The sequence below is a fragment of the Bacillus sp. 2D03 genome, from assembly GCF_003946765.1.
Classification (GTDB): domain Bacteria; phylum Bacillota; class Bacilli; order Bacillales; family Bacillaceae_G; genus Bacillus_A; species Bacillus_A cereus.
In genome coordinates, this window is sequence record NZ_RPSJ01000007.1 from 97,406 (window position 1) to 117,162 (window position 19,757).

Here is a 19,757-nt window from a genome sequence, read left to right on the forward strand (position 1 = left end):
TAAAGGAGGGATTTCATGCAGCTAGATACTTTTTTACATCATCTCCATTTCTCTATCGATGAAATTATGCCGAATCATGAGGTGGACTGGAAAGACGCACCGCTTCCTTATAAATTATATCGAAATGTACCTACCATCCCGCTCTCCTTAGAAATCCCGTTATCTTTATCGAACTCTTCTACTACACCTACTCTAAATGAGATTGGTCACTACCTTTGGTATTCATTTGGTGTAACACAATTATGTCAGCTAAATAGCGAGAGAAATGTATTACGTAGATCCATTCCTTCAGGCGGTGCCTTATACCCGAATGAATTGTATATCTATTTAAAGATTGACGATTACCCAGACGGCATTTACCATTATGACGCCGCGCATCACCGACTTATTTTACTTCGCGAAGGAAATTTCGATGCTTATTTAGAAGACGCACTCGGTAATCGCTGTAATATACATGATTGTTTCGGTGCTGCATTCGTATCCACTATGTTTTGGAAAAATTTCTTTAAATACAATAATTTTTCATATCGACTGCAAGGATTAGATAGCGGGGTTCTCATTGGACAATTGCTAGAATGTGCAAAACAGTTCGGTTATACGAACGGCGTATACTTTCAATTTCTAGACCGTGCACTGAACCATTTACTCGGATTGTCAGAAGGTGAAGAAAGTGTGTATGCCGTTATTCCTTTAAGTACAGAGCCAGAAACTAATTGGTTTCACAATGATTACCGTGAAAATAAAATAGTTACTTCTCATGAGTTGTTGCAACAAATTCCGCCGCTCGCACATGAACATTTCGTTCGCTCAAAACATGTAGATGAATATCCGATGATAACAAAAATAAATGAAGCTTCTATGATCGAATCGACAGCACACTTCCAAACACTACTTCATGAAGAGCACTATCAACATAATGCGTACGCTGTACAGCTACCAAAAGTAGAACGGTTATCGTATGATTTCCTACAACTTTGTAAAAAACGATATTCTCCTGATGCGGACTTTATTTTAACGAAATGGGATGCAGCTGAGCTCGCTACTTTACTACAAGAAGCGAGCCTCTCCTTCCCCTATTACAACGACCTTGACGGTAAGTATGCAAATGAAAATGCACGCGTCTCCTTATATGGATGTTTTTATAACGTGAAAAATATTGAAAACGGGGCTTACGCTTATAACAGTAAAACACATTCCATACAACCAATTCGATATGGAGACCTTCGCTACCCACTTCAGTCTAGTATGACGATGGATAACGTAAACCTTTTTCAAGTACCACTTTGCTTACATGTAGTCGGAAAGAAAGATTATTATACAAATGCACTAGGCTATAGAGGGTACCGTATTCATCAAATGGAAGCAGGTATACTCGTTCATAAACTCGTTTTTGCTACAACTGCTATGGGGATGGGCGGGCATCCGTTACTAAGTTTTGATACAAATTCATGTGATCAATTGTACGGTATTGATGCTGGGAATGAAACGTCTCTTATTCAAGTTCCAGTTGGGGCGTATCGAGCGCGGAATTGGTTAAAGGGGGCTTTGCATAGTTAAAAGCACGCCGATGGACGGCGTGCTTTTTTACTAGATTAATTTAAAGATACTCTTAATTTGTCTAGCAAATAACCAATTTTTCGTACCGTAGTTATCATTTAAACTATCTAAATTAATAGATTGTCCGTTAGCAAACTTTAATTCTAACGTAGTATTTTTGTCATTTGTTTTTAAGTTACTATTTGTAATGTCATCATACTTTAATTTTTCAATCTCAACATATTCGTCTTTTTCTTGTCCAATCACGACATGGTCTTGGAAGAAGAAAAATACTTCTACTTTTTTACCGAAACAAAATACATTTTTCGTATAAATTAATGTCGCGTTATCAAGTCCGACACATACTTCTTTCATTTCTTCCACAACGTGTCCAAAGTCTTCTTCATGTCTTGCATTTGATTCAGCAATCCATTCTTCAATTGTTTTCATGTTAATTGCCATACTGCGCCCCCTGGTTCGTTCATTGCTTCGTTTAAAAAATAAATACTATATGAAAATATAAGCGATACGTACTATGTTTTCAAGAGGGAACGGTATATTCAAAATAAAGTGAAACTTTATTTACTCCCTCATTGTAAAAAAAATAGCACTTTAAAAAGTGCTATTCTGCTCTCCTTGCCGCTTGCTGAATTGGATCCCACACGCTGTTATATGGTGGTGCGTAACTTAAGTCGACGTCTTCTAAATCATGAATGCTCATTTTATTGAAAAGCGCCATCGCAATCACATCAATACGTTTATCTACACCTTCTTCTCCAATTACTTGCCCGCCCAATAATTGTTTCGTGTCAGAACGGTATAGTAATTTCAAATAAAGTGGTTTTGCATTTGGATAATAGCCCGCCATATTTGTAGAATCTACTTTAACTGTTTTATACGGGATGTGTAGCCCTTTCGCTTCTTTTTCATTTAAGCCTGTTCTTGCGAGCGTCAAATCCATAAATTTAATAATGCCTGTGCCTAACGTGCCTTTAAATGCTCTTCGTTTATCAAGCATATTCAGCCCAGCAAGTCGCCCTTGTTTATTGGCAGTCGTTCCGAGCGGGATATGATCATGAATTTCCTTTATAACGTGGTAATGTGTTGCGCAATCACCAGCTGCATATACGTCTTGCACATTCGTTTGCATATATGCATTTACTTCGATTGCTCCTTTATGATTCTTACGTATATTTGTCCCTTCAAGAAAATCAGTATTTGGTTTCACTCCAACCGACACTAAAACAAGATCTGCTTTATACGTACCTTTATCCGTTTCGACTGCTTCTACTCGTTCATTCCCTTTAAACGCTTTTACATTTTCATTCGTTAAAATTTCAATATGATGCTTATCTGCTTCTTTATGTATGTACTCTGCCATATCTGCATCGTAAATCGTACCGATATGATCATTTCGCTCAATCATTCTTACTTTCTTACCAAGTTCGACGAATGTTTCTGCCATTTCCAGTCCGATTGCACCACCGCCAATAATGGTTACATCTTCAACTTTATTCGTTTCTAGCGTTTTTAATATACGCTCAGCATCCGGAATTGTTTTTAAAAGATGAACGCCTTGTAATTCCCGTCCTTCCCATTCCGGCATAACAGGACGTACCCCGGTCGCAATTAATAATCGATCGTACGAAAATTCAAAGACATCTTTCGTCTTTGTATGCTCTGCGTACACCATTTTCTTTTCCGTATCTACTTTCGTTACTTCATGACGCACTTTCGCATCAATTCCATATTTCTCACGAAACGTCTTCACGTTGCGCGCGATTAACTTTTCAGTTGAAGCGATAGCACCACTAATGACATACGGTAATCCACACTGAGCGTACGAATAAATTTCACCTTTTTCTAAAGTTACAACATTTGCATTTTCATCGTTTCTAATAATTTGCATCGCTGCACTCATACCAGCTGCATCTCCGCCAATAATGACATAGTTCACTTTACCACTCCTTCTTTTTTACATACTCTTTACGTTTTCCATATTTTATAGAAATAACACCTACTTCCATTGTAAAGAAAGAGAATTTCATCTTCAAATTTGGTGCACAAACTTATGTATGAATAGGTAACTGTCGTGTCTTATAAACAACATGTTTAATATGCTATAACAGTAACTATTGAAAGTAGGTGAAACATACATGTGCGCTGGTCTTCTCGCTCAGTTTCCAGAGGAACCGAAAGAACCGAAAGCCGCCCTCCCGCTTGAACAAGAATTTACCATTAATGCAACATTATACAGTGCTCGCGCTTGGTTATCAGACAATGACACTTTCTCTCAAACTATTTGGAAAGCTACCCGCTTCGCTTCTGCATCACACGCTGGTAGGTCCATCTTCCCAGTCGGTACTGTTAAAATTGTAAATGTTTCTGATGATACAATAACGGTTACTATATCATCGGAATCAGAAGATGCTCTTAAAATAATCGTCCCTCCACATTCTGAAGCTGCTTTAACGTCTAGTTCTTTATCTGATGTGCAAGCCAGTACATCAGGAGGGGCAAGTAAAGTCACATTTCTCTTTCATATCTTTTTCTCTAGGGAACCTGCTCCAGCCAAATAACGATAGAAAAGGTACAGCAATATACACTGTACCTTTTTCAAGCGCTCTATTCTGTTGATTTGATTAGTTCAATATTATAAGTTTCGATATCTGTTAACGTTCCTTTAAAATAAGGATTTTCTCTATACCAAGGCTGTTTTGCAAAATATGCTTGCATATCTTTCGTTTGAAAAATATGTCCATGCCTTGCATATATTTCATTTCTAGCAATTTTCAACTGCTCTTTCGATAAATATGTTAAATCTGCGCTCGTTAATTTTCGAATATCACTATCAGGAAAGATGAAACCATTATATACATACCCAGTCGCGGGCGTTGGAGTAACATTATAAACAACTGTTTTTTCTGTACTTTTCTTTTGAAATGGAAGATTATAAGACGAAAGTGCCGTTACCGTCTCTACTTTTGTCGTTTCTCGTCCACTTTCTCCATTTCGTTCTAAATAAACCGTCGCACTTCCATCAGTCGCTACAGGCCCCCATGTAATTTCTTCTCCTGCCAGCGCTGTAACCGGTTTTTGATTTACATACAATGTTGCACCAGGCGCGTTCGTTTGAACTGTAATATATTGACCTTGCAACGTTAAATCTATCGTTACGTTATTTTGGCTTTGTTTCATAAGTACAACCTTTTCCTCACGAGATAATTTTACGTAGTCATTTTTATACTCTGATTGAAACACTTGATTTCCCGGAAGAAATGGCCCATATTGCTTCTCAAACTTTTTGTCATCTGTCTTATCAATTTCTTTTCCGTTCATTTTTAACGATACGTCTTTTTCATTTGTAAGCAAAGTTGTATAGTACGTCTTTGCTTTCAATTTATATCGATCAAATATAAAGAAATACTTTCCGTCTTTCGTTAATGAAAAATCAGCTTTTTCTATTCCGTCCCGTTGTTTTTCACCTTGTCTCAAATATTGTTTTAATTCATTTACGTAAGATGGATTTTCTTTTATATATGAAAATAGAGGCGTTACACTCTCTCTCGTTATCATAACCGATGGATCATCTGCCGTAACGATCTCAGCTAATTTCTCTCCGTCCCTCTCTTGTAAAATCGTAATTATCCGGTCTACTTGTGCCACCTGCGTATAATACGACGATCCGTACAAATACAATCCAATAATTGCTATAACAAATAGCGCTAACAGTGTAATGCCAACTTTTGCACCACCGCTCATGTTCTTCTTTACTACAGAACGTCTCCTCTTCGTCCCGCAGTTTTGACAAAATTGCACACCATCTTCAAACTGAATTCCGCACTTTGTACATACATTCATCCAGTCAACCACCTTTTCATTAGAAGCCAGTTATTCCCTGTGTTAAGGCTTGAATTATCGTGCTAATGTAAGACCAAAGTACAATGAATGTTGCAATTCCAATTAAAACATTTGCAATAATAAGTGTGTAAACGAGATCTAATCCGCCATTGTCTAGCTTTAATACGGCTACAGTTATACTAATCCCTATATAAGTTGCAGCTACCGATAATAATATCGGTAAGAAAAAAATTAATAAGAAACTAAAAAGAAAAGAAAGGACTAATATGACAATAGCCGGCGTCGCTATCGTTCCCCATATACCGAATACTTCAAGAAATGAAAAAGATGATTTCATCATCTTACCACTTACAAAAATAATAAATCCGACAAATAAAGTTAAAATTAATAAAAAGAAAAAGACCGTTATAGATTCTCCAAAAAACGTGGGAGTAGATATATCTGGTGTAAATGTTCTCGTAACTGCTGATGCTGCACTCATCATTCTATAAAAAATACATGCTCCTAAAAAACAAATAAGAACAAGACTTACAATTCCATTTCGCACTTCAATAGCGCCACTTTTCATAATCGCTGTCGGTGCTTGTAATGCATGTTTAAAAAATTGAAAATAGCCGCTCGCAAACCGCTTCGCTTGCTCTACCGTTTCATTTGGCCGAGCTTCCTTTGCTGGTGCCGCACGTGCTTGTTCCGGCCCTTCTTCTTGGCCACTACTTGCCACTACTTCTTCCGTTAACGAATGTCCACAATTCCCGCAAAACTTTGCCTCTGATGCATTTTCTGTATAACATGACGGACATTTCATTCTCTTATCCCTCCTTAAGGATATACCGTATAGGGTGTTACAAATTCAATATATGAATTTGTACATAAAACATGACTACAAGAAAAAGATTCTGAAATCCTTCTTTTGAAAGAAATATATGTGCTAGCAATCTTGAAAAAAAATGCTATTATGAAACAGAATAAATAATATTTTTAACAGATTGGATGACTGGCAATGGAATTGGTAAACTCAATTTTTCAAATACTCCTTACAAGCGTAATCCAATTATTATCTTTAATTGGCGTTATCATTGTAATTGGATTTCTATTAGGCTATTTAGAATCTCTCACACGCATGTATTGGTCGAGAGCTTTTGGAAGAAAAGGATTCCTATTAACGGCTTGGATTGGTGTTCCTATTCACGAACTTGGACATGCCATTATGTGCGTGCTGTTCCGTCATAAGATTGTAGCAACGCAGTTCTTCCCGACAGATACAAGTCAAGGGGCTTTAGGTTACGTACAACATCAATACAATCAAAAAAGTGTGTATCAACGGATTGGGAATTTCTTCATCGGCATTGGGCCTATTATTTCTGGTATTACTGCACTAATCCTTTTAATGCGCTATTTCGTACCAGAATCATATTTTTTATTTAATACAACTCTCGAAAAAACGATTGCTTCTACTTCTATTAATGTAGAAATGATCCAAAACATGCTCTTGTCGACGTTTGTATTATTGAAAAGCTTATTTACAATCGGCAATTTATTGAATCCTTCCTTTTGGTTATTTTTATTTATCGCCATTTGCATTTCCGCACATATCGCTTTAAGTAAACCAGACATTAAAGGATCAATAGACGGTGTTATCGTCATGTTTATCGTTTTATTTTTATTCAACATCATCGCGGGACTGTTTCAATACGACAGTAACCAGCTAATTGGACAGGTTATGAAATATAATATGTATCTCATTGCGTTTTCTAGTGTAGCACTGCTTTTCTCTTGTATTTCTACACTTGTTAGTTTTTCGTTTTATAAAATAAGAAGAGGGCGTTCTTTTTAAACGCCCTCTTCTTATTAATTATTCCCCTTATAATCACAATGCTCAACCGGAACGCGAGCATGCCCTTCTTCATCGGTACACCATGACTGTGATTGGAATGCAAGAAAGATACCAATCCATTCTTCTTCCTTTTCAAAGTGAATGAGTATTCCTCCGTCTTGCCATATGCCATCATCACCTTGCCATTTTTCTACATTCCCTTGATTCATATGAATATCATGTATACCGTTTCCTGGTTTGAAATGAAAATAGGAATCTGGTGTATTTTCTTCTGGTCCCCATCTTTCACCAAACGCGTAAATAATTGCTTTTTCTTCTATTGCTCGTTTTATATAACGTTCTATTTTTTCATTTAAATCATTATCTGTTCCTGCTTTTTCGGGAGGTAAAGGAATCATTTGATTTGAGTCAAATAGATTTCCTCTTACATAATCTAAAGCTACTTTCGGTTCATTGTTTTTTATTTCTGTAAAACCGAATGGTAATGTCGGTAAAATATGAATCGCCTCTGACTTAATATTGTTACTCGCAAAATATAAAACTTCTGATGGATAACTTTGCGACTTTACGTTAATTGCAATACGATAATCTACTCCTGTCTCGCCCTGTAAATGAACTTGATAATGAGGTGTTTTCCCTTTTCCAATCTTTGATTGTATAACTGTACCTTTTAACACACCGTAGTTTTTTAGGGGCATACATTTCATCTCCTATTCATTTAGTAGAAGCTATTCATATTTAAATCATTATCCACTCATAAAAAAAATCCTCCTATGTTAGGAGGATTTTTAATTTCTCAACATATACCAAACAATAACTTCTACCACTACAAGCAAAACCGCACCAAAGATCATTAACGTCGTCTTCTTTAATAGTTCATTTTCACGGTAAGGGATATTACATAAGTAAGCACCTAGTGTAATCCGTGATGGACAAGCGATTGTAGCTACTGATGATGCAGTGTTTTGAAGTGTTGTGACATATTGCCACGGGAGTGCTACGTTTTGTGCGGTTTGCATTTGTAGTTTTATAAACATTGCATTTGATCCTGCGTTACTACCTGTTAAAAATCCACCAATAGCGCCAATAAACGGAGCAACGAAAACGAAAAAGGTTCCAAATGTTTCACCAGCTGTCTTTGCGAGTAATGAATGCATGCCTGATGCACCCATTAGTTCTGAAATGGCGATAAACATTGTCGTCGTAATAGCAAATGGAATCCATTGTTTTATCGTTTGTGAGAGTGATTGTTTAATAATATTAGGCGGGATGCGGAAGAAAATAATAGTAAATAAGCAAGTCATACCGAGCCAAAATCCTGGTGAATATAGTAACTCTAGTTTGTAAGAGTATGATTTCAAATCAAGAACCGCATATGATCTGAACAAATCATGTAATGCTGGAACGAGGCGAGAAAGTAAAATACAAACTGTTAGAAATATATAAGGGCTAATAATTTTTATAATGGATACTTCTCTCTCCGTTGCAGCCGCATGTTCTGTTATAAGATTTTGCCCACTTTTTCCTTTTAATTTAATGATAAAAAAGCCAAAGGTAATCGTAACGATAGAACTTAATATCCCGGCTAGTTCAACACTTACGTACGCATTAGAAAGATAGATTCCGAGAGAAAATAATAGAAAGAACCCTACTCCTTCTTTCCACTTTTCTATAACCGCTTGCCAGCCGCCAACAACGTGTAAAGAAAGAATAACGAAGTAAGCAAACATCGGAATACTTAATAGCGCTGTATTTGTGCCAAGTGTTGTAAGAGGCATATTTATTAGCTGCGAACCGATAATCGTACCAGTTGCCATTGCGCCCCATGAACTAGCTAGTAAGCCGATGAATGAGAGTAGTACAGCTTGAAATGGTTTATATCCTAGTGAAAGAAAAATAGGTGCTGCAACCATGAAGCCAATACCGAATCCACTTACTGATTCAATAAGCGGGCAAATGCCAAAACACATAAGCAGCATTTGTAATAAGCGATCCTGAGTAACTGCTTCTAGAAAACGTGCTACTTGATCGATGTACCCCATTTTGTTCATGAGGTGAAATAAAAAAATACCGAAAAATAAAACGTACCCGACAATAAAACAAATTAACCATCCTTTAATCGTTGCGTGCACAGTTTCACTTATCCCTAATTGAAACATTGGCGAGAGTAAAACAATTCCAACAGACACAGCATAAGAAATTAACGAGGACCTTAATGACGTTTGTTTAAATAAAAATAAACAAATGAAAATCATCATAATTGGGATAAGTGCCAACAATATGGCCATGTTATCATCTCTTTTCATTAAAAATACAATTTTTAACTATTATATAACAGATGTCATAATTTTCAATTGTTTTTACAACAGATTCAAAAAAGGAACCAAACGGCTCCTTTTTATTCACTCCCATTTTCTATTATCCTGAAAAACTGTCTGCTTTCCGACTATTTCTTTCAACACAACAAACACAATGTAAGTACATATTGCTTGCAATATAATATTCCAAAATTTCATTAATGCAAATGAATGAATCCGTAGAAATAATTCGTTTAATAATACAATCGAAACGATACTAAATAATTCTATACTAATCGAAAATAGACATATTTCTAAAATAGACTGTTCTTGAATGCGATTTAAATTGGAAAAGATGAATACATACCCTAAAAATAGAGCCATTAACTCTATTTTCGTCATGCTAATAAGCCAAGCGTATAGCGGTACAGTTAAAAATAGATATAGTAGTTTACGTCTTAGCATGCCTTCTCACCCTCTAAATTATATGTATTTTCTGTATATTTTAACATTTATTACGCAAAACAAAAAGAAGAGACTACGCCTCTTCTTTTTGTTTTGTTGCATATATTAATTCACATATTTCTTCTTGCTTTTCATTTTCTAAAAGCTCAATGATCTTACTTCCAACGACAACTCCGTCGCATATTGTAATCATTTCTTCTACATGTTCCTTTGTTGAAATACCAAATCCTGCGACTACTGGTAAGTTGACGTGTGATTTTACTTTTTCTAAGTAACTATGAATCTCCTCTTTAAAGTTTTGACGTACTCCCGTTACGCCCGCTACTGTAACAGCATAAACGAACCCTTCTGATTCACTCGTAATTTTTTCAATTCTTTCAATAGGACTCGTTACGGTAACGAGTGGAATGAGCGCAATGTTTGCCTCTCGAAGTAACGGCGTAATAATATTTTGTTCTTCATACGGTAAGTCTGGAACGATGATGCCGTCTACACCTGCTTCTATACAGTTCTCGATGAATCTCTCTTTTCCGAATGCAAGTACAGGATTTAAATATGTCATAAGAACAAAGGGCATTTGTACTTCTTTCCTTACCTCTGCTAACGCTTGAAAAATGCCTTTTAATGTTACGCCGCTATCTAGCGCTCGCTTTCCTGCTCTTTGAATCGTTGGCCCATCTGCAACTGGATCCGAAAACGGAATACCAATTTCAACGATGCTTGCTCCAGCTTCATCTAGAAAACGAATTCTTTCTTTTAATTTTTCAAGGCCGCCATCTCCGCCCATTACGTACGGAATAAATGCTTTCTTGCCATTTTCAAACGCTGATTTAATTTTTTCTACTCCCATTTTTTACACCTCTCCCATATAACGTTTTATACTCTCTACATCTTTATCACCGCGGCCTGATAAGCAAATAACAAGTCCTTCTTCTTCCTTCATTTTCGGAGCTAATTTTAATGCATATGCGACAGCATGTGAACTTTCTAGCGCCGGGATAATGCCTTCTTTTTTCGTTAATAATTGAAATGCTTCTAATGCTTCTTCGTCTGTTATCGAATGATAAGAAACGCGGCCAATATCTTTTAGCAAGCTATGTTCTGGACCAACACCTGGATAATCAAGTCCTGCTGAAATAGAGTGTGCTTCTTGAATTTGCCCATCTTCGTTTTGCAGAAGATACATCATTGATCCGTGTAAAACACCGACACTTCCTTTCGTTAAAGTTGCTGCATGCTTTTCTGTATGAACGCCTTTTCCAGCTGCTTCTACGCCGTAAAGAGCAACTTCTTCATCATGTACAAATGGATAAAACATTCCCATCGCGTTACTCCCACCACCAATGCAAGCAACAACTGCTTCTGGTAATTTCCCCTCTAATTCTTCATATTGTTTCTTCGTCTCATTCCCAATTACACTTTGGAAATCACGGACAATTTGCGGGAATGGATGTGGTCCGAGAACAGATCCCATAATGTAGTGCGTATCATGCACATGTGAAACCCAGTAACGAAGCGCCTCGTTTACCGCATCTTTTAATGTACCGCTACCTGCTGCTACACTTTCTACTTTCGCTCCGAGTAATTCCATTCGGAACACATTTAATTTTTGACGTCTTACATCTTCTTCTCCCATAAAAATAACACATTCTAACCCGAGAAGAGCACATACAGTAGCTGTTGCAACTCCGTGTTGTCCGGCTCCTGTTTCAGCGACAACTTTTTTCTTGCCCATTCGCACTGCAAGTAGTGCCTGACCGATTGTATTGTTAATTTTATGAGCTCCTGTATGGTTCAAATCTTCACGTTTTAAATAAATCTTTGCACCACCGCAATACTTCGTCATATTTTCAGCATAATATAGCGGTGTTTCTCTTCCGACGTACGTTTTTAAATAATGATTTAATTCCTTTTGAAATGCTTCATCTTGCATCGCTTCTTTATATGCTTCTTCTAGTTCTAGTACAGATTGCATTAACGTTTCTGGAACGTATCGTCCTCCGTATATACCGTAATGTCCTTTTTCATCTGGATATGCGTAGTTCATTTGGAACACTCCTTCGCTTTTATAATAAATTGTTTTATTTTCTCTACATCTTTCTTTCCTTCTGTCTCTACTCCGCTGCTCACATCGACCATATAAGGCCGAACAGTTCGAATTGCTTCTTCTATATTAAGAGCGTTTAATCCACCAGCTAATATCGTTTTCTTTCGCAATTCTTTTGGCATATGCCCAAGTAGTTCCCATGAAAATGTCTTTCCATTTCCTCCATGAAACTTTTCTTTCGGGCTATCAAATAATATATAATCCGTTTCATACCCTTGAGCGTTTTTCATATCACTCTCTGAAGTTACTCCTAGTGATTTTATAGACGGAATATTCAATCTTCTAATTTGATAATTATCTTCATCTCCATGTAGTTGTACATGTGTTAACCCGCACTCATCTGCAATTTTCTGGATCACTTCTACTGATTCATTTACGAAAACACCGATTTTTAACACGTTGGCTGGAAGCTCCTGAATGATTTCTTCCGCTCTCTTTGGAGTGATTTTTCGCTTACTTTCTGCAAAAACAAATCCGAGTGCATCTGCACCGTATTCGCAAGCACGTTTTGCTGTTTCCATATCAGTGATGCCGCAAATTTTCACTTTCATATATTCACCTTACAGTCTTCAAAAAAGTTACTAATAGAAGATGATGTCATAAGTGCCTCTCCAATTAATACACCTTTTGCTCCGGCTTTTTTAACACGAATAATATCCTCTTTTGAATGAATCCCGCTTTCACTAATCCAAAGTAATTTCTCCTCATTCAATCTTTTTCCAAGCTTTTCAGTTTGGCTTAAATCTACTTCGAACGTTTTTAAATTACGGTTATTAATACCAATAACGTGCGGATTTAATACAATCGCAGTTTCTAATTCCTGTTCATCATGAACTTCAACAATCGCTTCCAATCCTTTTTCTAACACGTAGCTATACAACTCTTTTAACTTCTCTTTCGTTAACGCTGCTACAATTAGTAAAATAATATCTGCTCCCGCTTCATACGCTCTATCGATTTGAATCTTATCTATTATGAAATCTTTACATAAAAGCGGAATGTTACTTTCTTCTCTTGCTGTTTGTAAATCGTGAAACGATCCTTTAAAAAATTGACCATCTGTTAAAACAGAGACTGCTCCTGCACCACATTTCTCATATGTTTGCACTTGTCTTCGTACGTCAACGTGTAAATTGATATCTCCTTTTGATGGTGATGCTCGCTTTACTTCTGTAATGACAGTAAACTGCTGTAACGCTTCTACAAGTGAATGTGTCTTTCTTTTTGTTTTTACTGGTGTATATATTTCATACAACTCCGCAACTTCCCTTCGCTTCTGTTCTACAATTTTATCTAAAATCGTCCCCACTTTAGTTCACCCTTTCTAATTTTTCGTTGCTTGCTGCAATTAATAAGTTTAATTTGGTTAATGCTTTTCCAGAGTCAATGCTATGTGCCGCGAGTTTAATTCCTTCTTCAATCGTTTCCGTTTTTCCATTTGCGAAAAGAGCTAGACCTGCATTTAATAAAACGGTATCACGATAAACACTCTTTTCTCCGCTCAATACGCCGACTGTAATCTTTGCATTTTCTTTTGAATTCCCCCCTCTAATTTCTTCATTTTTCACTCTTGAAAAACCATACTTTTCTGGATCAATACTCATTTCTACTATTTCATTATCTTTTAAAATGACTACGTGATTTTCCCCTTGTAATGACGCTTCATCTAAAAAACCACTTCCATTTACGACAAGCGCTTGTTTCCGGCCTAACTTTTGTAATACTTGTGCAACTGGTAATAACATATCTCGTTTATAAATACCGACAAATTGTGTTTCTAAATTCACTGGATTTGTTAAAGGACCAATTAAATTAAAGATCGTCGGCACGTTTAACTCTTTTCTTATTTTCATAATGCGCCTTAGTGCTGGATGCATCACTGGTGCAAATAAAAATGCAATGCCCACATGCTCTAGTAAATAATCAATTTCGTTTGGCGTACTACTAATATTTACACCTAGTTCTTCTAATAAGTCTGCACTTCCTGTTTTACTAGAAACAGCACGATTACCATGTTTTGCAACCTTTACGCCAGCTCCTGCCAGTACGAATGCTGATGTTGTGCTAATATTAAACGTTTGAGCACCGTCACCACCCGTCCCGCAATTGTCCATTGCTCCTTGTATATGGTTCGAAAATGGTAGTGCCTTTTCGCGAAGAGCTCGAACGAGACCGTATATTTCTTCTGCATTTTCACCTTTCGCTTTCAGTAAGACTAAGAAAGCTGCAATTTCACTTTCTAATATGTTTTCACTTAATAAAAGTAGTCCTGCTTTATACATTTCCTCTTCTGTTAAATGTTGACCCTCCACTAATTTACGAAGATAGTTATTCATACTCTTTCCTCCTCTTTTACTTCTGTTAAAAAGGCACGTATTAACTTTCCGCCTTCTTCTGTTGCGATTGATTCCGGATGAAACTGTAATCCGAAGAGCGGATAATAATTGTGACGGACTGCCATTATCTCTCCGTCGTCCATCGCTGTCGCTAATATGTCAAAACACTCTGGCAAGCTCGTTTGCTCTGCAACAAGGGAATGATAGCGCATTGCCGTTAACGGCTGTGTAGCGTATGAAAAGATTGACATTCCGTTATGTTTCACACGCGATGTTTTTCCATGTTTAATACGTTCTGCTCTAACAATGTCTCCTCCAAATGCAGCTATGATCGCTTGGTGACCAAGACAAATCCCTAATATGGGAACGTTCTTATAAAAATGACGGATGACGTCGATACAAATGCCAGCATCCTCTGGTTTTCCTGGTCCTGGTGAAAGTACAATTCCTCTTGGATTCATCTCTTCTAACTGTTCTATCGTTATTTCATCATTTCTTACAACTACAATTTCTTCTTCATGTTCGCCTAACAGTTGATACAAGTTATATGTGAACGAATCGTAATTATCGATAAGTACAATCATTTCATTACCTCCAAAAGCGCTCTCGCTTTATTTAATGTTTCTTCATATTCAGCTACTGGATCTGAATCGTAAACGACTCCTGCTCCTGCCTGAACGTATGCTTTTTCATCCTTTACGACCATCGTTCGAATAGCGAGCGCCATATCAAGATTTCCTGAAAAACTAACGTATCCAACTGCACCAGCGTATACATTTCTTTTTTCATTCTCTAGTTCATTTATAATTTCCATCGCTCTAATTTTCGGAGCTCCAGAAACCGTTCCTGCTGGTAAGCAATACGCTAACGCATCAAATCCGCCCATTTGTTTTCGCAATGTTCCGTAAACTTCAGATACAATGTGCATAACGTGAGAGTATTTTTCTACTTTCATATATTTATCTATCGTAACCGAGCCGATTTCGCTCACTCTACCAATATCGTTTCGCCCAAGATCTACAAGCATCATATGCTCTGCTCGCTCTTTCTCATTGCCTAACAGTTCTTTTGCGATTTCCTCGTCTTCCCTCTTCGTTTTCCCCCTCGGCCTTGTACCAGCAATTGGATTCGTCATCACTTTATCCTCCCTTACTGATAGTAAACTTTCCGGCGAAGAACCGAGTACAACATAATCTTGAAAATCGATATAGAACATATATGGTGATGGATTTGCAATTCGAAGTTTTCGGTATAACCAGAATGGATCCCCAATACATTCACTTTGTAAACGCTGTGATAGTACGACTTGGAATATGTCTCCCGCTCTTATATATTCTTTCGCAATTTCTACCATCTCACAAAACTCTTTTTCTGTTATAGAAGAAGTGAATGATAATGTGGATTGTATTGCATTTACTTCAGCTTCTTCTCCTTGTAGCACTTCCTCTTTGTATACTCGTAGCCTTTCGTATACTTCCTCATAATCTGTTGAATCATCTTCCCTGCATACATATACAAACGACAACTTTTGGCGTAAATGATCGTAAACGATAAACTCACGATATAGTAAAAGGTGTACTTCCGGAATATTTAATGGGTCGTGTAAATCCGCTCCAATGTTTTCATACTGCCGAATGACATCATATCCAATATAACCAACTGCTCCTCCGCAAAATGGAAATAGACTGTCTACTTGTGATGGTACGATTACTTCTTCTAACACTTGCAGTACGTTACCTTGTAACTTTTCTGCCCGGCCGTAAATCGTTCGTTCCACTTCCGTACCAACGCTTTTCACTTCTCCATAAGGATTACATCCCAAGTAAGAATAACGCCCTTTATCTTGATGAAGCTGTGAACTTTCTAATAAGAATTTCTTCTTCCCTTTCATACGTCTATATAAAGAAATTGGCGTAATGCTATCTCCTTCTTCTTCAGTGATTACTAAAAATGTCTTTCTCGCTCTTTTTTGTTTTATAAATTCTTCTTTCGTCATCATGTCCTTCACCTCACCCTGAAAAATAAAAAAGTCCCCTACATATCGAAAATATGTAGAGGACGATAAATATACCGCGGTACCACCTCGTGTTGGATGCAAAAGCATCCCGCTTTGTTCAGGTACAAAATTTATACCTTATCCTTGTAACGGCGGAACCCGGGTTGCCTACTGAAAATAATTGTTCAGCATACCTCTCGTAAGCCCATTCCGTATATGGCACCGTACCGGGCTCCCACCTATTCCCGGCTCTCTGTAACGTCTCCAATATACGTACTCTTCTTACTTAAACGATTTCATTTATTTAATTTTTTATACACAAAAAGGGAGTACTTATCCTATAGAAAGGACGGGTACTCCCGTGGTGCCACCTTAATTCGTTACAAATGTAACGCACTTTACCGTATCAAAAACAATACGTGTCTCTTGTATCGATGAGATCATGTCGCCAAAGCCTACTTCTTTCGTTTCGGTTTGGAAGCTCCGAAGCCCATTCCACATCAATTCCATACTGATTCGCACCAACCATCAGCTCTCTGACATGTTCATCATGTGTACTCTTCTTCATCAACGCTTGCATTTTTTTAAGTTGCACTCATTATAGACCTGACTTTTTTTACAAGTCAATACTTTTTAAAAAATTTTATTTTTCTTTCCTTTCAATATTATATTGACAAAACAACCTCTTTTTATGTAAATATAATAAATACTCTATTAAAAATAAGGTTTTTTGTATGAATATTATATATTAAAAAAGTAAAATAACATCAAAAAACGCTTACATTTCTGAAAATTCGTATTTCTATATGGATTTTTCAGAATAATCATGATAGATTATAAAGTGAAACTTTAATCAATCAGGTATTAACGCATCAAAAGACATGACAAAAGGAAGGGGAACTTCATGAGTACGCAGATGTTAACTTTAACTTCAATCTCTATTTACATGCTCGGGATGTTAGTAATCGGCTATTTCGCCTATAAACGAACGTCCAACTTAACAGATTATATGCTTGGCGGGCGTACACTAGGCCCCGCAGTAACGGCATTAAGTGCTGGAGCATCCGATATGAGCGGTTGGCTTTTAATGGGATTACCAGGTGCAATGTTTAGCGTTGGATTAAGTAGTAGTTGGATTGCGATCGGCCTAACACTAGGCGCATACGCAAACTGGCTTTATGTTGCTCCTCGCTTACGTACCTACTCAGAAATTGCAAATAACTCTATTACTATTCCAGAATTTTTGGAACACCGTTTCCACGACAAATCTCATATGCTACGTTTAGTATCTGGACTTGTTATTATGATTTTCTTTACTTTCTATGTAGCTTCAGGATTAGTTTCAGGCGCTGTATTATTTGAAAATTCATTTGGTATGAACTACCACGTTGGATTATTCATTGTTGCAGGCGTTGTTGTAGCTTACACATTATTTGGTGGGTTCTTAGCAGTAAGTTGGACAGACTTCGTGCAAGGAATCATTATGGTAGTCGCTCTTATTCTTGTTCCTATCGTAACAATTATGAATTCGAATGGACTTGGACCTGCATTTGATACAATCCGCTCTGTAGATCCAACACGTTTAGATATTTTTAAAGGTGCCTCTACTTTAGGAATGATTTCTTTATTCGCATGGGGGCTTGGTTATGTTGGACAACCTCATATTATCGTACGCTTTATGGCGATTTCGTCCGTAAAAGAACTGAAAAGCGCACGAAGAATTGGTATGAGCTGGATGATTTTCTCTGTTGTCGGAGCTATGTTTACTGGTCTTATCGGTATTGCTTACTATTCACAACAAGAGTTAACATTATCTAACCCGGAAACAATTTTCCTTGAACTAGGAAAAATTTTATTCCATCCACTTATTACTGGATTCTTATTAGCCGCTATTTTAGCAGCGATTATGAGTACAATCTCATCTCAGTTACTCGTTACTTCAAGTGCAGTAACGGAAGACTTATATCGTACATTCTTTAAACGCTCTGCCTCTGATAAAGAGCTTGTATTTGTCGGTCGTATGGCTGTACTTGTTATTGCATTAGTTGGATGCGCTTTAGCATTTAAACAAAATGATACAATTTTAGCTCTTGTTGGATACGCTTGGGCTGGGTTCGGCTCTTCATTTGGACCTGCTATTTTATTAAGCTTATATTGGAAACGTATGACGAAATGGGGCGCACTTGTCGGTATGATTTCTGGTGCCGCTACTGTTATTATATGGACTCAATTCAAATTCTTAAAAGATTTCTTATATGAAATGATTCCAGGCTTCGCTATTAGTTTACTAGCCATCGTAATTGTTAGTTTACTAACACAACCTTCAAAAGAAGTTGAAGAGCAATTTGAGGATTTCGAAAAACAACATCTTCATAATTTATAAAAAAATCTCTGCTGTTATCATAACAGCAGAGATTTTTTACAGTTCGACAATCTTCTTATCAAATTTAACAAATTCTTTATGTTTCGTTAAATTTAACATAACACTACTCCTTTATAGTATGAGTATCAGCACTTATACAGAAAGGGGACTCCAACATGTTAGCAGCTTTCCAGCAACAACAAACACGAAAATTTTCACCTATCACAAATACTTCTGCGTCTTGTTTAAACATGCAACCTAATCCGCCTAAAATTTCAATTGCTCCTTCTGTTATTTCAGTCATCGGTGTTCATATGGAAAAACATAAATTAAAAATAAAAACGGGACAAAACATTGTGTTATCAGCTTCCATTTTACCAATACAAGCAACGAATAAAGAGCTTATTTGGTCAAATATGAATTCTGATATCATCACCATATATCCAAAAGATGACACCGTAACGATTACTGGAAAAAGTGCAGGTAAAGCAGTCGTAATTGTCACAACTGCTGAAGGCAAATTCCGTGACCTATGTGTCATTCATGTACAACCTTATATGACAAATCCAAAGTAAAAGAGTGGCTTCGTAGCCACTCTTTTACTTGATTTCAATATTTGAGTTTTTACTTTTTACAAGATTAATAAAAAAAGATGAAGATTTATCTTGTTTATGATGGTTGAAATTCGAAATTGCCTGTTCTTCTGTATAAAAATTTGATGTAACTTCTTTCCCTGCTTGATCTATACTATGTTGCCTAACGCATCCTTTTAATACAAAATAACATTTTAACGAAACATTTCCTTGTCTTAGGAATACTGTTCCTTTTTTATATTCTTCAATTTGTAATTCACTGAGGATCATTTGCTACTCTTCTTCACTTAGTGTTGTAAATCTATTCATATACTTCTTTACTATCTCTTCCATTTTCCTCCCCCTTCTACGCCCGCATTTCTATAAAACA

The 19,757-nt window shown here is 36.9% G+C and carries 19 protein-coding genes, 1 pseudogene and 2 other annotated features; of the genes and pseudogenes, 5 read left to right on the plus strand and 15 right to left on the minus strand.

The features are described from left to right. Window positions 1–15 precede the first annotated feature (15 nt). Complete coding sequence (locus tag EBQ15_RS17085; RefSeq protein WP_001175543.1) at window positions 16–1,557, plus strand: SagB family peptide dehydrogenase; 1,542 nt, start codon at window positions 16–18, stop codon at window positions 1,555–1,557. 30 nt (window positions 1,558–1,587) lie between these two features. Here the strand turns inward: EBQ15_RS17085 and EBQ15_RS17090 are convergent, their stop codons facing one another. Together EBQ15_RS17090 and EBQ15_RS17095 are read right to left on the minus strand one after the other, a co-directional pair. Next, window positions 1,588–1,998, minus strand: coding sequence for a DUF3908 family protein (locus EBQ15_RS17090; RefSeq protein ID WP_000996783.1), 411 nt, complete (start codon window positions 1,996–1,998; stop codon window positions 1,588–1,590). A 160-nt stretch (window positions 1,999–2,158) separates the two neighbouring features. Further along, window positions 2,159–3,493, minus strand: coding sequence for a CoA-disulfide reductase (locus EBQ15_RS17095; RefSeq protein WP_001110192.1), 1,335 nt, complete (start codon window positions 3,491–3,493; stop codon window positions 2,159–2,161). Between the two features lie 199 nt (window positions 3,494–3,692). On the opposite strand from EBQ15_RS17095, the gene EBQ15_RS17100 reads away from it, so the two are divergent. Then, window positions 3,693–4,115 carry a hypothetical protein gene (locus tag EBQ15_RS17100; RefSeq protein ID WP_000332392.1) on the plus strand — a complete coding sequence of 141 codons (423 nt, stop codon included), beginning with the start codon at window positions 3,693–3,695 and terminating at the stop codon, window positions 4,113–4,115. A 46-nt stretch (window positions 4,116–4,161) separates the two neighbouring features. On the opposite strand, the gene EBQ15_RS17105 is transcribed toward EBQ15_RS17100, so the two are convergent. After that, on the minus strand, window positions 4,162–5,397 hold the full coding sequence (locus tag EBQ15_RS17105; RefSeq protein ID WP_001099917.1) for a TcaA 3rd/4th domain-containing protein: 1,236 nt from the start codon (window positions 5,395–5,397) through the stop codon (window positions 4,162–4,164). Between the two features lie 19 nt (window positions 5,398–5,416). After that, window positions 5,417–6,202: a zinc ribbon domain-containing protein gene (locus EBQ15_RS17110; protein WP_000650106.1), complete on the minus strand. Its 786-nt coding sequence runs from the start codon at window positions 6,200–6,202 to the stop codon at window positions 5,417–5,419. 195 nt (window positions 6,203–6,397) lie between these two features. On the opposite strand from EBQ15_RS17110, the gene EBQ15_RS17115 reads away from it, so the two are divergent. Beyond that, window positions 6,398–7,231 carry a hypothetical protein gene (locus tag EBQ15_RS17115; protein ID WP_000424529.1) on the plus strand — a complete coding sequence of 278 codons (834 nt, stop codon included), beginning with the start codon at window positions 6,398–6,400 and terminating at the stop codon, window positions 7,229–7,231. Window positions 7,232–7,245: 14 nt separating this feature from the next. Here the strand turns inward: EBQ15_RS17115 and EBQ15_RS17120 are convergent, their stop codons facing one another. From EBQ15_RS17120 to trpE, 10 genes are all read right to left on the minus strand, one after another. Next, entirely contained in the window at window positions 7,246–7,929 is a 684-nt protein-coding gene (locus EBQ15_RS17120; RefSeq protein WP_001128606.1) for a DUF2278 family protein, read from the minus strand. Window positions 7,930–8,019: 90 nt separating this feature from the next. Continuing rightward, window positions 8,020–9,519, minus strand: a complete 1,500-nt coding sequence (locus EBQ15_RS17125) for an L-lactate permease (protein ID WP_000996242.1) — start codon at window positions 9,517–9,519, stop codon at window positions 8,020–8,022. 114 nt (window positions 9,520–9,633) lie between these two features. Continuing rightward, window positions 9,634–9,993 (minus strand): DUF4029 domain-containing protein, encoded by a 360-nt coding sequence (locus tag EBQ15_RS17130; RefSeq protein WP_000946130.1) that lies wholly within the window; start codon window positions 9,991–9,993, stop codon window positions 9,634–9,636. 73 nt (window positions 9,994–10,066) lie between these two features. Beyond that, complete coding sequence (gene trpA / locus EBQ15_RS17135) at window positions 10,067–10,843, minus strand: tryptophan synthase subunit alpha (RefSeq protein ID WP_000537850.1); 777 nt, start codon at window positions 10,841–10,843, stop codon at window positions 10,067–10,069. A gap of 3 nt (window positions 10,844–10,846) precedes the next feature. Next, window positions 10,847–12,040, minus strand: a complete 1,194-nt coding sequence (trpB, locus tag EBQ15_RS17140) for a tryptophan synthase subunit beta (RefSeq protein WP_001105038.1) — start codon at window positions 12,038–12,040, stop codon at window positions 10,847–10,849. Further along, window positions 12,037–12,651, minus strand: a complete 615-nt coding sequence (gene trpF / locus EBQ15_RS17145; RefSeq protein WP_000865118.1) for an N-(5'phosphoribosyl)anthranilate isomerase — start codon at window positions 12,649–12,651, stop codon at window positions 12,037–12,039. Before trpF ends, trpB begins: the two co-directional genes overlap by 4 nt. Next, complete coding sequence (trpC, locus tag EBQ15_RS17150; RefSeq protein ID WP_000536719.1) at window positions 12,648–13,409, minus strand: indole-3-glycerol phosphate synthase TrpC; 762 nt, start codon at window positions 13,407–13,409, stop codon at window positions 12,648–12,650. Before trpC ends, trpF begins: the two co-directional genes overlap by 4 nt. A gap of 1 nt (window position 13,410) precedes the next feature. Further along, complete coding sequence (gene trpD, locus EBQ15_RS17155) at window positions 13,411–14,436, minus strand: anthranilate phosphoribosyltransferase (RefSeq protein WP_001067356.1); 1,026 nt, start codon at window positions 14,434–14,436, stop codon at window positions 13,411–13,413. After that, on the minus strand, window positions 14,433–15,020 hold the full coding sequence (locus EBQ15_RS17160; RefSeq protein ID WP_000636317.1) for an aminodeoxychorismate/anthranilate synthase component II: 588 nt from the start codon (window positions 15,018–15,020) through the stop codon (window positions 14,433–14,435). Before EBQ15_RS17160 ends, trpD begins: the two co-directional genes overlap by 4 nt. Further along, the gene (trpE, locus tag EBQ15_RS17165; RefSeq protein ID WP_001999355.1) at window positions 15,017–16,435 is read right to left on the minus strand and encodes an anthranilate synthase component I; all 1,419 of its coding nucleotides are present in this window, start codon (window positions 16,433–16,435) and stop codon (window positions 15,017–15,019) included. The genes EBQ15_RS17160 and trpE overlap by 4 nt, the downstream gene beginning before the upstream one ends. A 52-nt stretch (window positions 16,436–16,487) precedes the next feature. After that, window positions 16,488–16,732, minus strand: a binding site (T-box leader). A 42-nt stretch (window positions 16,733–16,774) separates the two neighbouring features. Further along, window positions 16,775–17,012: a binding site (T-box leader), on the minus strand. 324 nt (window positions 17,013–17,336) lie between these two features. On the opposite strand from trpE, the gene putP reads away from it, so the two are divergent. Both putP and EBQ15_RS17180 read left to right on the plus strand, forming a co-directional pair. Next, window positions 17,337–18,815: a sodium/proline symporter PutP gene (gene putP, locus EBQ15_RS17175; protein ID WP_000107213.1), complete on the plus strand. Its 1,479-nt coding sequence runs from the start codon at window positions 17,337–17,339 to the stop codon at window positions 18,813–18,815. Window positions 18,816–18,970: 155 nt separating this feature from the next. Next, window positions 18,971–19,369, plus strand: a complete 399-nt coding sequence (locus EBQ15_RS17180) for an Ig-like domain-containing protein (protein WP_000878733.1) — start codon at window positions 18,971–18,973, stop codon at window positions 19,367–19,369. Between the two features lie 78 nt (window positions 19,370–19,447). Here the strand turns inward: EBQ15_RS17180 and EBQ15_RS17185 are convergent. Beyond that, window positions 19,448–19,720 (minus strand): annotated as a pseudogene (locus EBQ15_RS17185) (Crp/Fnr family transcriptional regulator); the annotation flags it as partial. Window positions 19,721–19,757 lie beyond the last annotated feature (37 nt).

Coding starts and splice junctions, on each gene's coding strand:
- EBQ15_RS17085 (WP_001175543.1), top strand. CDS start 16: ATGCAGCTAGATACTTTTTTACATCATCTCCATTTCTCTATCGATGAA.
- EBQ15_RS17090 (WP_000996783.1), bottom strand. CDS start 1,998: ATGGCAATTAACATGAAAACAATTGAAGAATGGATTGCTGAATCAAAT.
- EBQ15_RS17100 (WP_000332392.1), top strand. CDS start 3,693: ATGTGCGCTGGTCTTCTCGCTCAGTTTCCAGAGGAACCGAAAGAACCG.
- EBQ15_RS17105 (WP_001099917.1), bottom strand. CDS start 5,397: ATGAATGTATGTACAAAGTGCGGAATTCAGTTTGAAGATGGTGTGCAA.
- EBQ15_RS17110 (WP_000650106.1), bottom strand. CDS start 6,202: ATGAAATGTCCGTCATGTTATACAGAAAATGCATCAGAGGCAAAGTTT.
- EBQ15_RS17115 (WP_000424529.1), top strand. CDS start 6,398: ATGGAATTGGTAAACTCAATTTTTCAAATACTCCTTACAAGCGTAATC.
- EBQ15_RS17120 (WP_001128606.1), bottom strand. CDS start 7,929: ATGCCCCTAAAAAACTACGGTGTGTTAAAAGGTACAGTTATACAATCA.
- EBQ15_RS17125 (WP_000996242.1), bottom strand. CDS start 9,519: ATGGCCATATTGTTGGCACTTATCCCAATTATGATGATTTTCATTTGT.
- EBQ15_RS17130 (WP_000946130.1), bottom strand. CDS start 9,993: ATGCTAAGACGTAAACTACTATATCTATTTTTAACTGTACCGCTATAC.
- trpA (WP_000537850.1), bottom strand. CDS start 10,843: ATGGGAGTAGAAAAAATTAAATCAGCGTTTGAAAATGGCAAGAAAGCA.
- trpB (WP_001105038.1), bottom strand. CDS start 12,040: ATGAACTACGCATATCCAGATGAAAAAGGACATTACGGTATATACGGA.
- trpF (WP_000865118.1), bottom strand. CDS start 12,651: ATGAAAGTGAAAATTTGCGGCATCACTGATATGGAAACAGCAAAACGT.
- trpD (WP_001067356.1), bottom strand. CDS start 14,436: ATGAATAACTATCTTCGTAAATTAGTGGAGGGTCAACATTTAACAGAA.
- EBQ15_RS17160 (WP_000636317.1), bottom strand. CDS start 15,020: ATGATTGTACTTATCGATAATTACGATTCGTTCACATATAACTTGTAT.
- trpE (WP_001999355.1), bottom strand. CDS start 16,435: ATGATGACGAAAGAAGAATTTATAAAACAAAAAAGAGCGAGAAAGACA.
- putP (WP_000107213.1), top strand. CDS start 17,337: ATGAGTACGCAGATGTTAACTTTAACTTCAATCTCTATTTACATGCTC.
- EBQ15_RS17180 (WP_000878733.1), top strand. CDS start 18,971: ATGTTAGCAGCTTTCCAGCAACAACAAACACGAAAATTTTCACCTATC.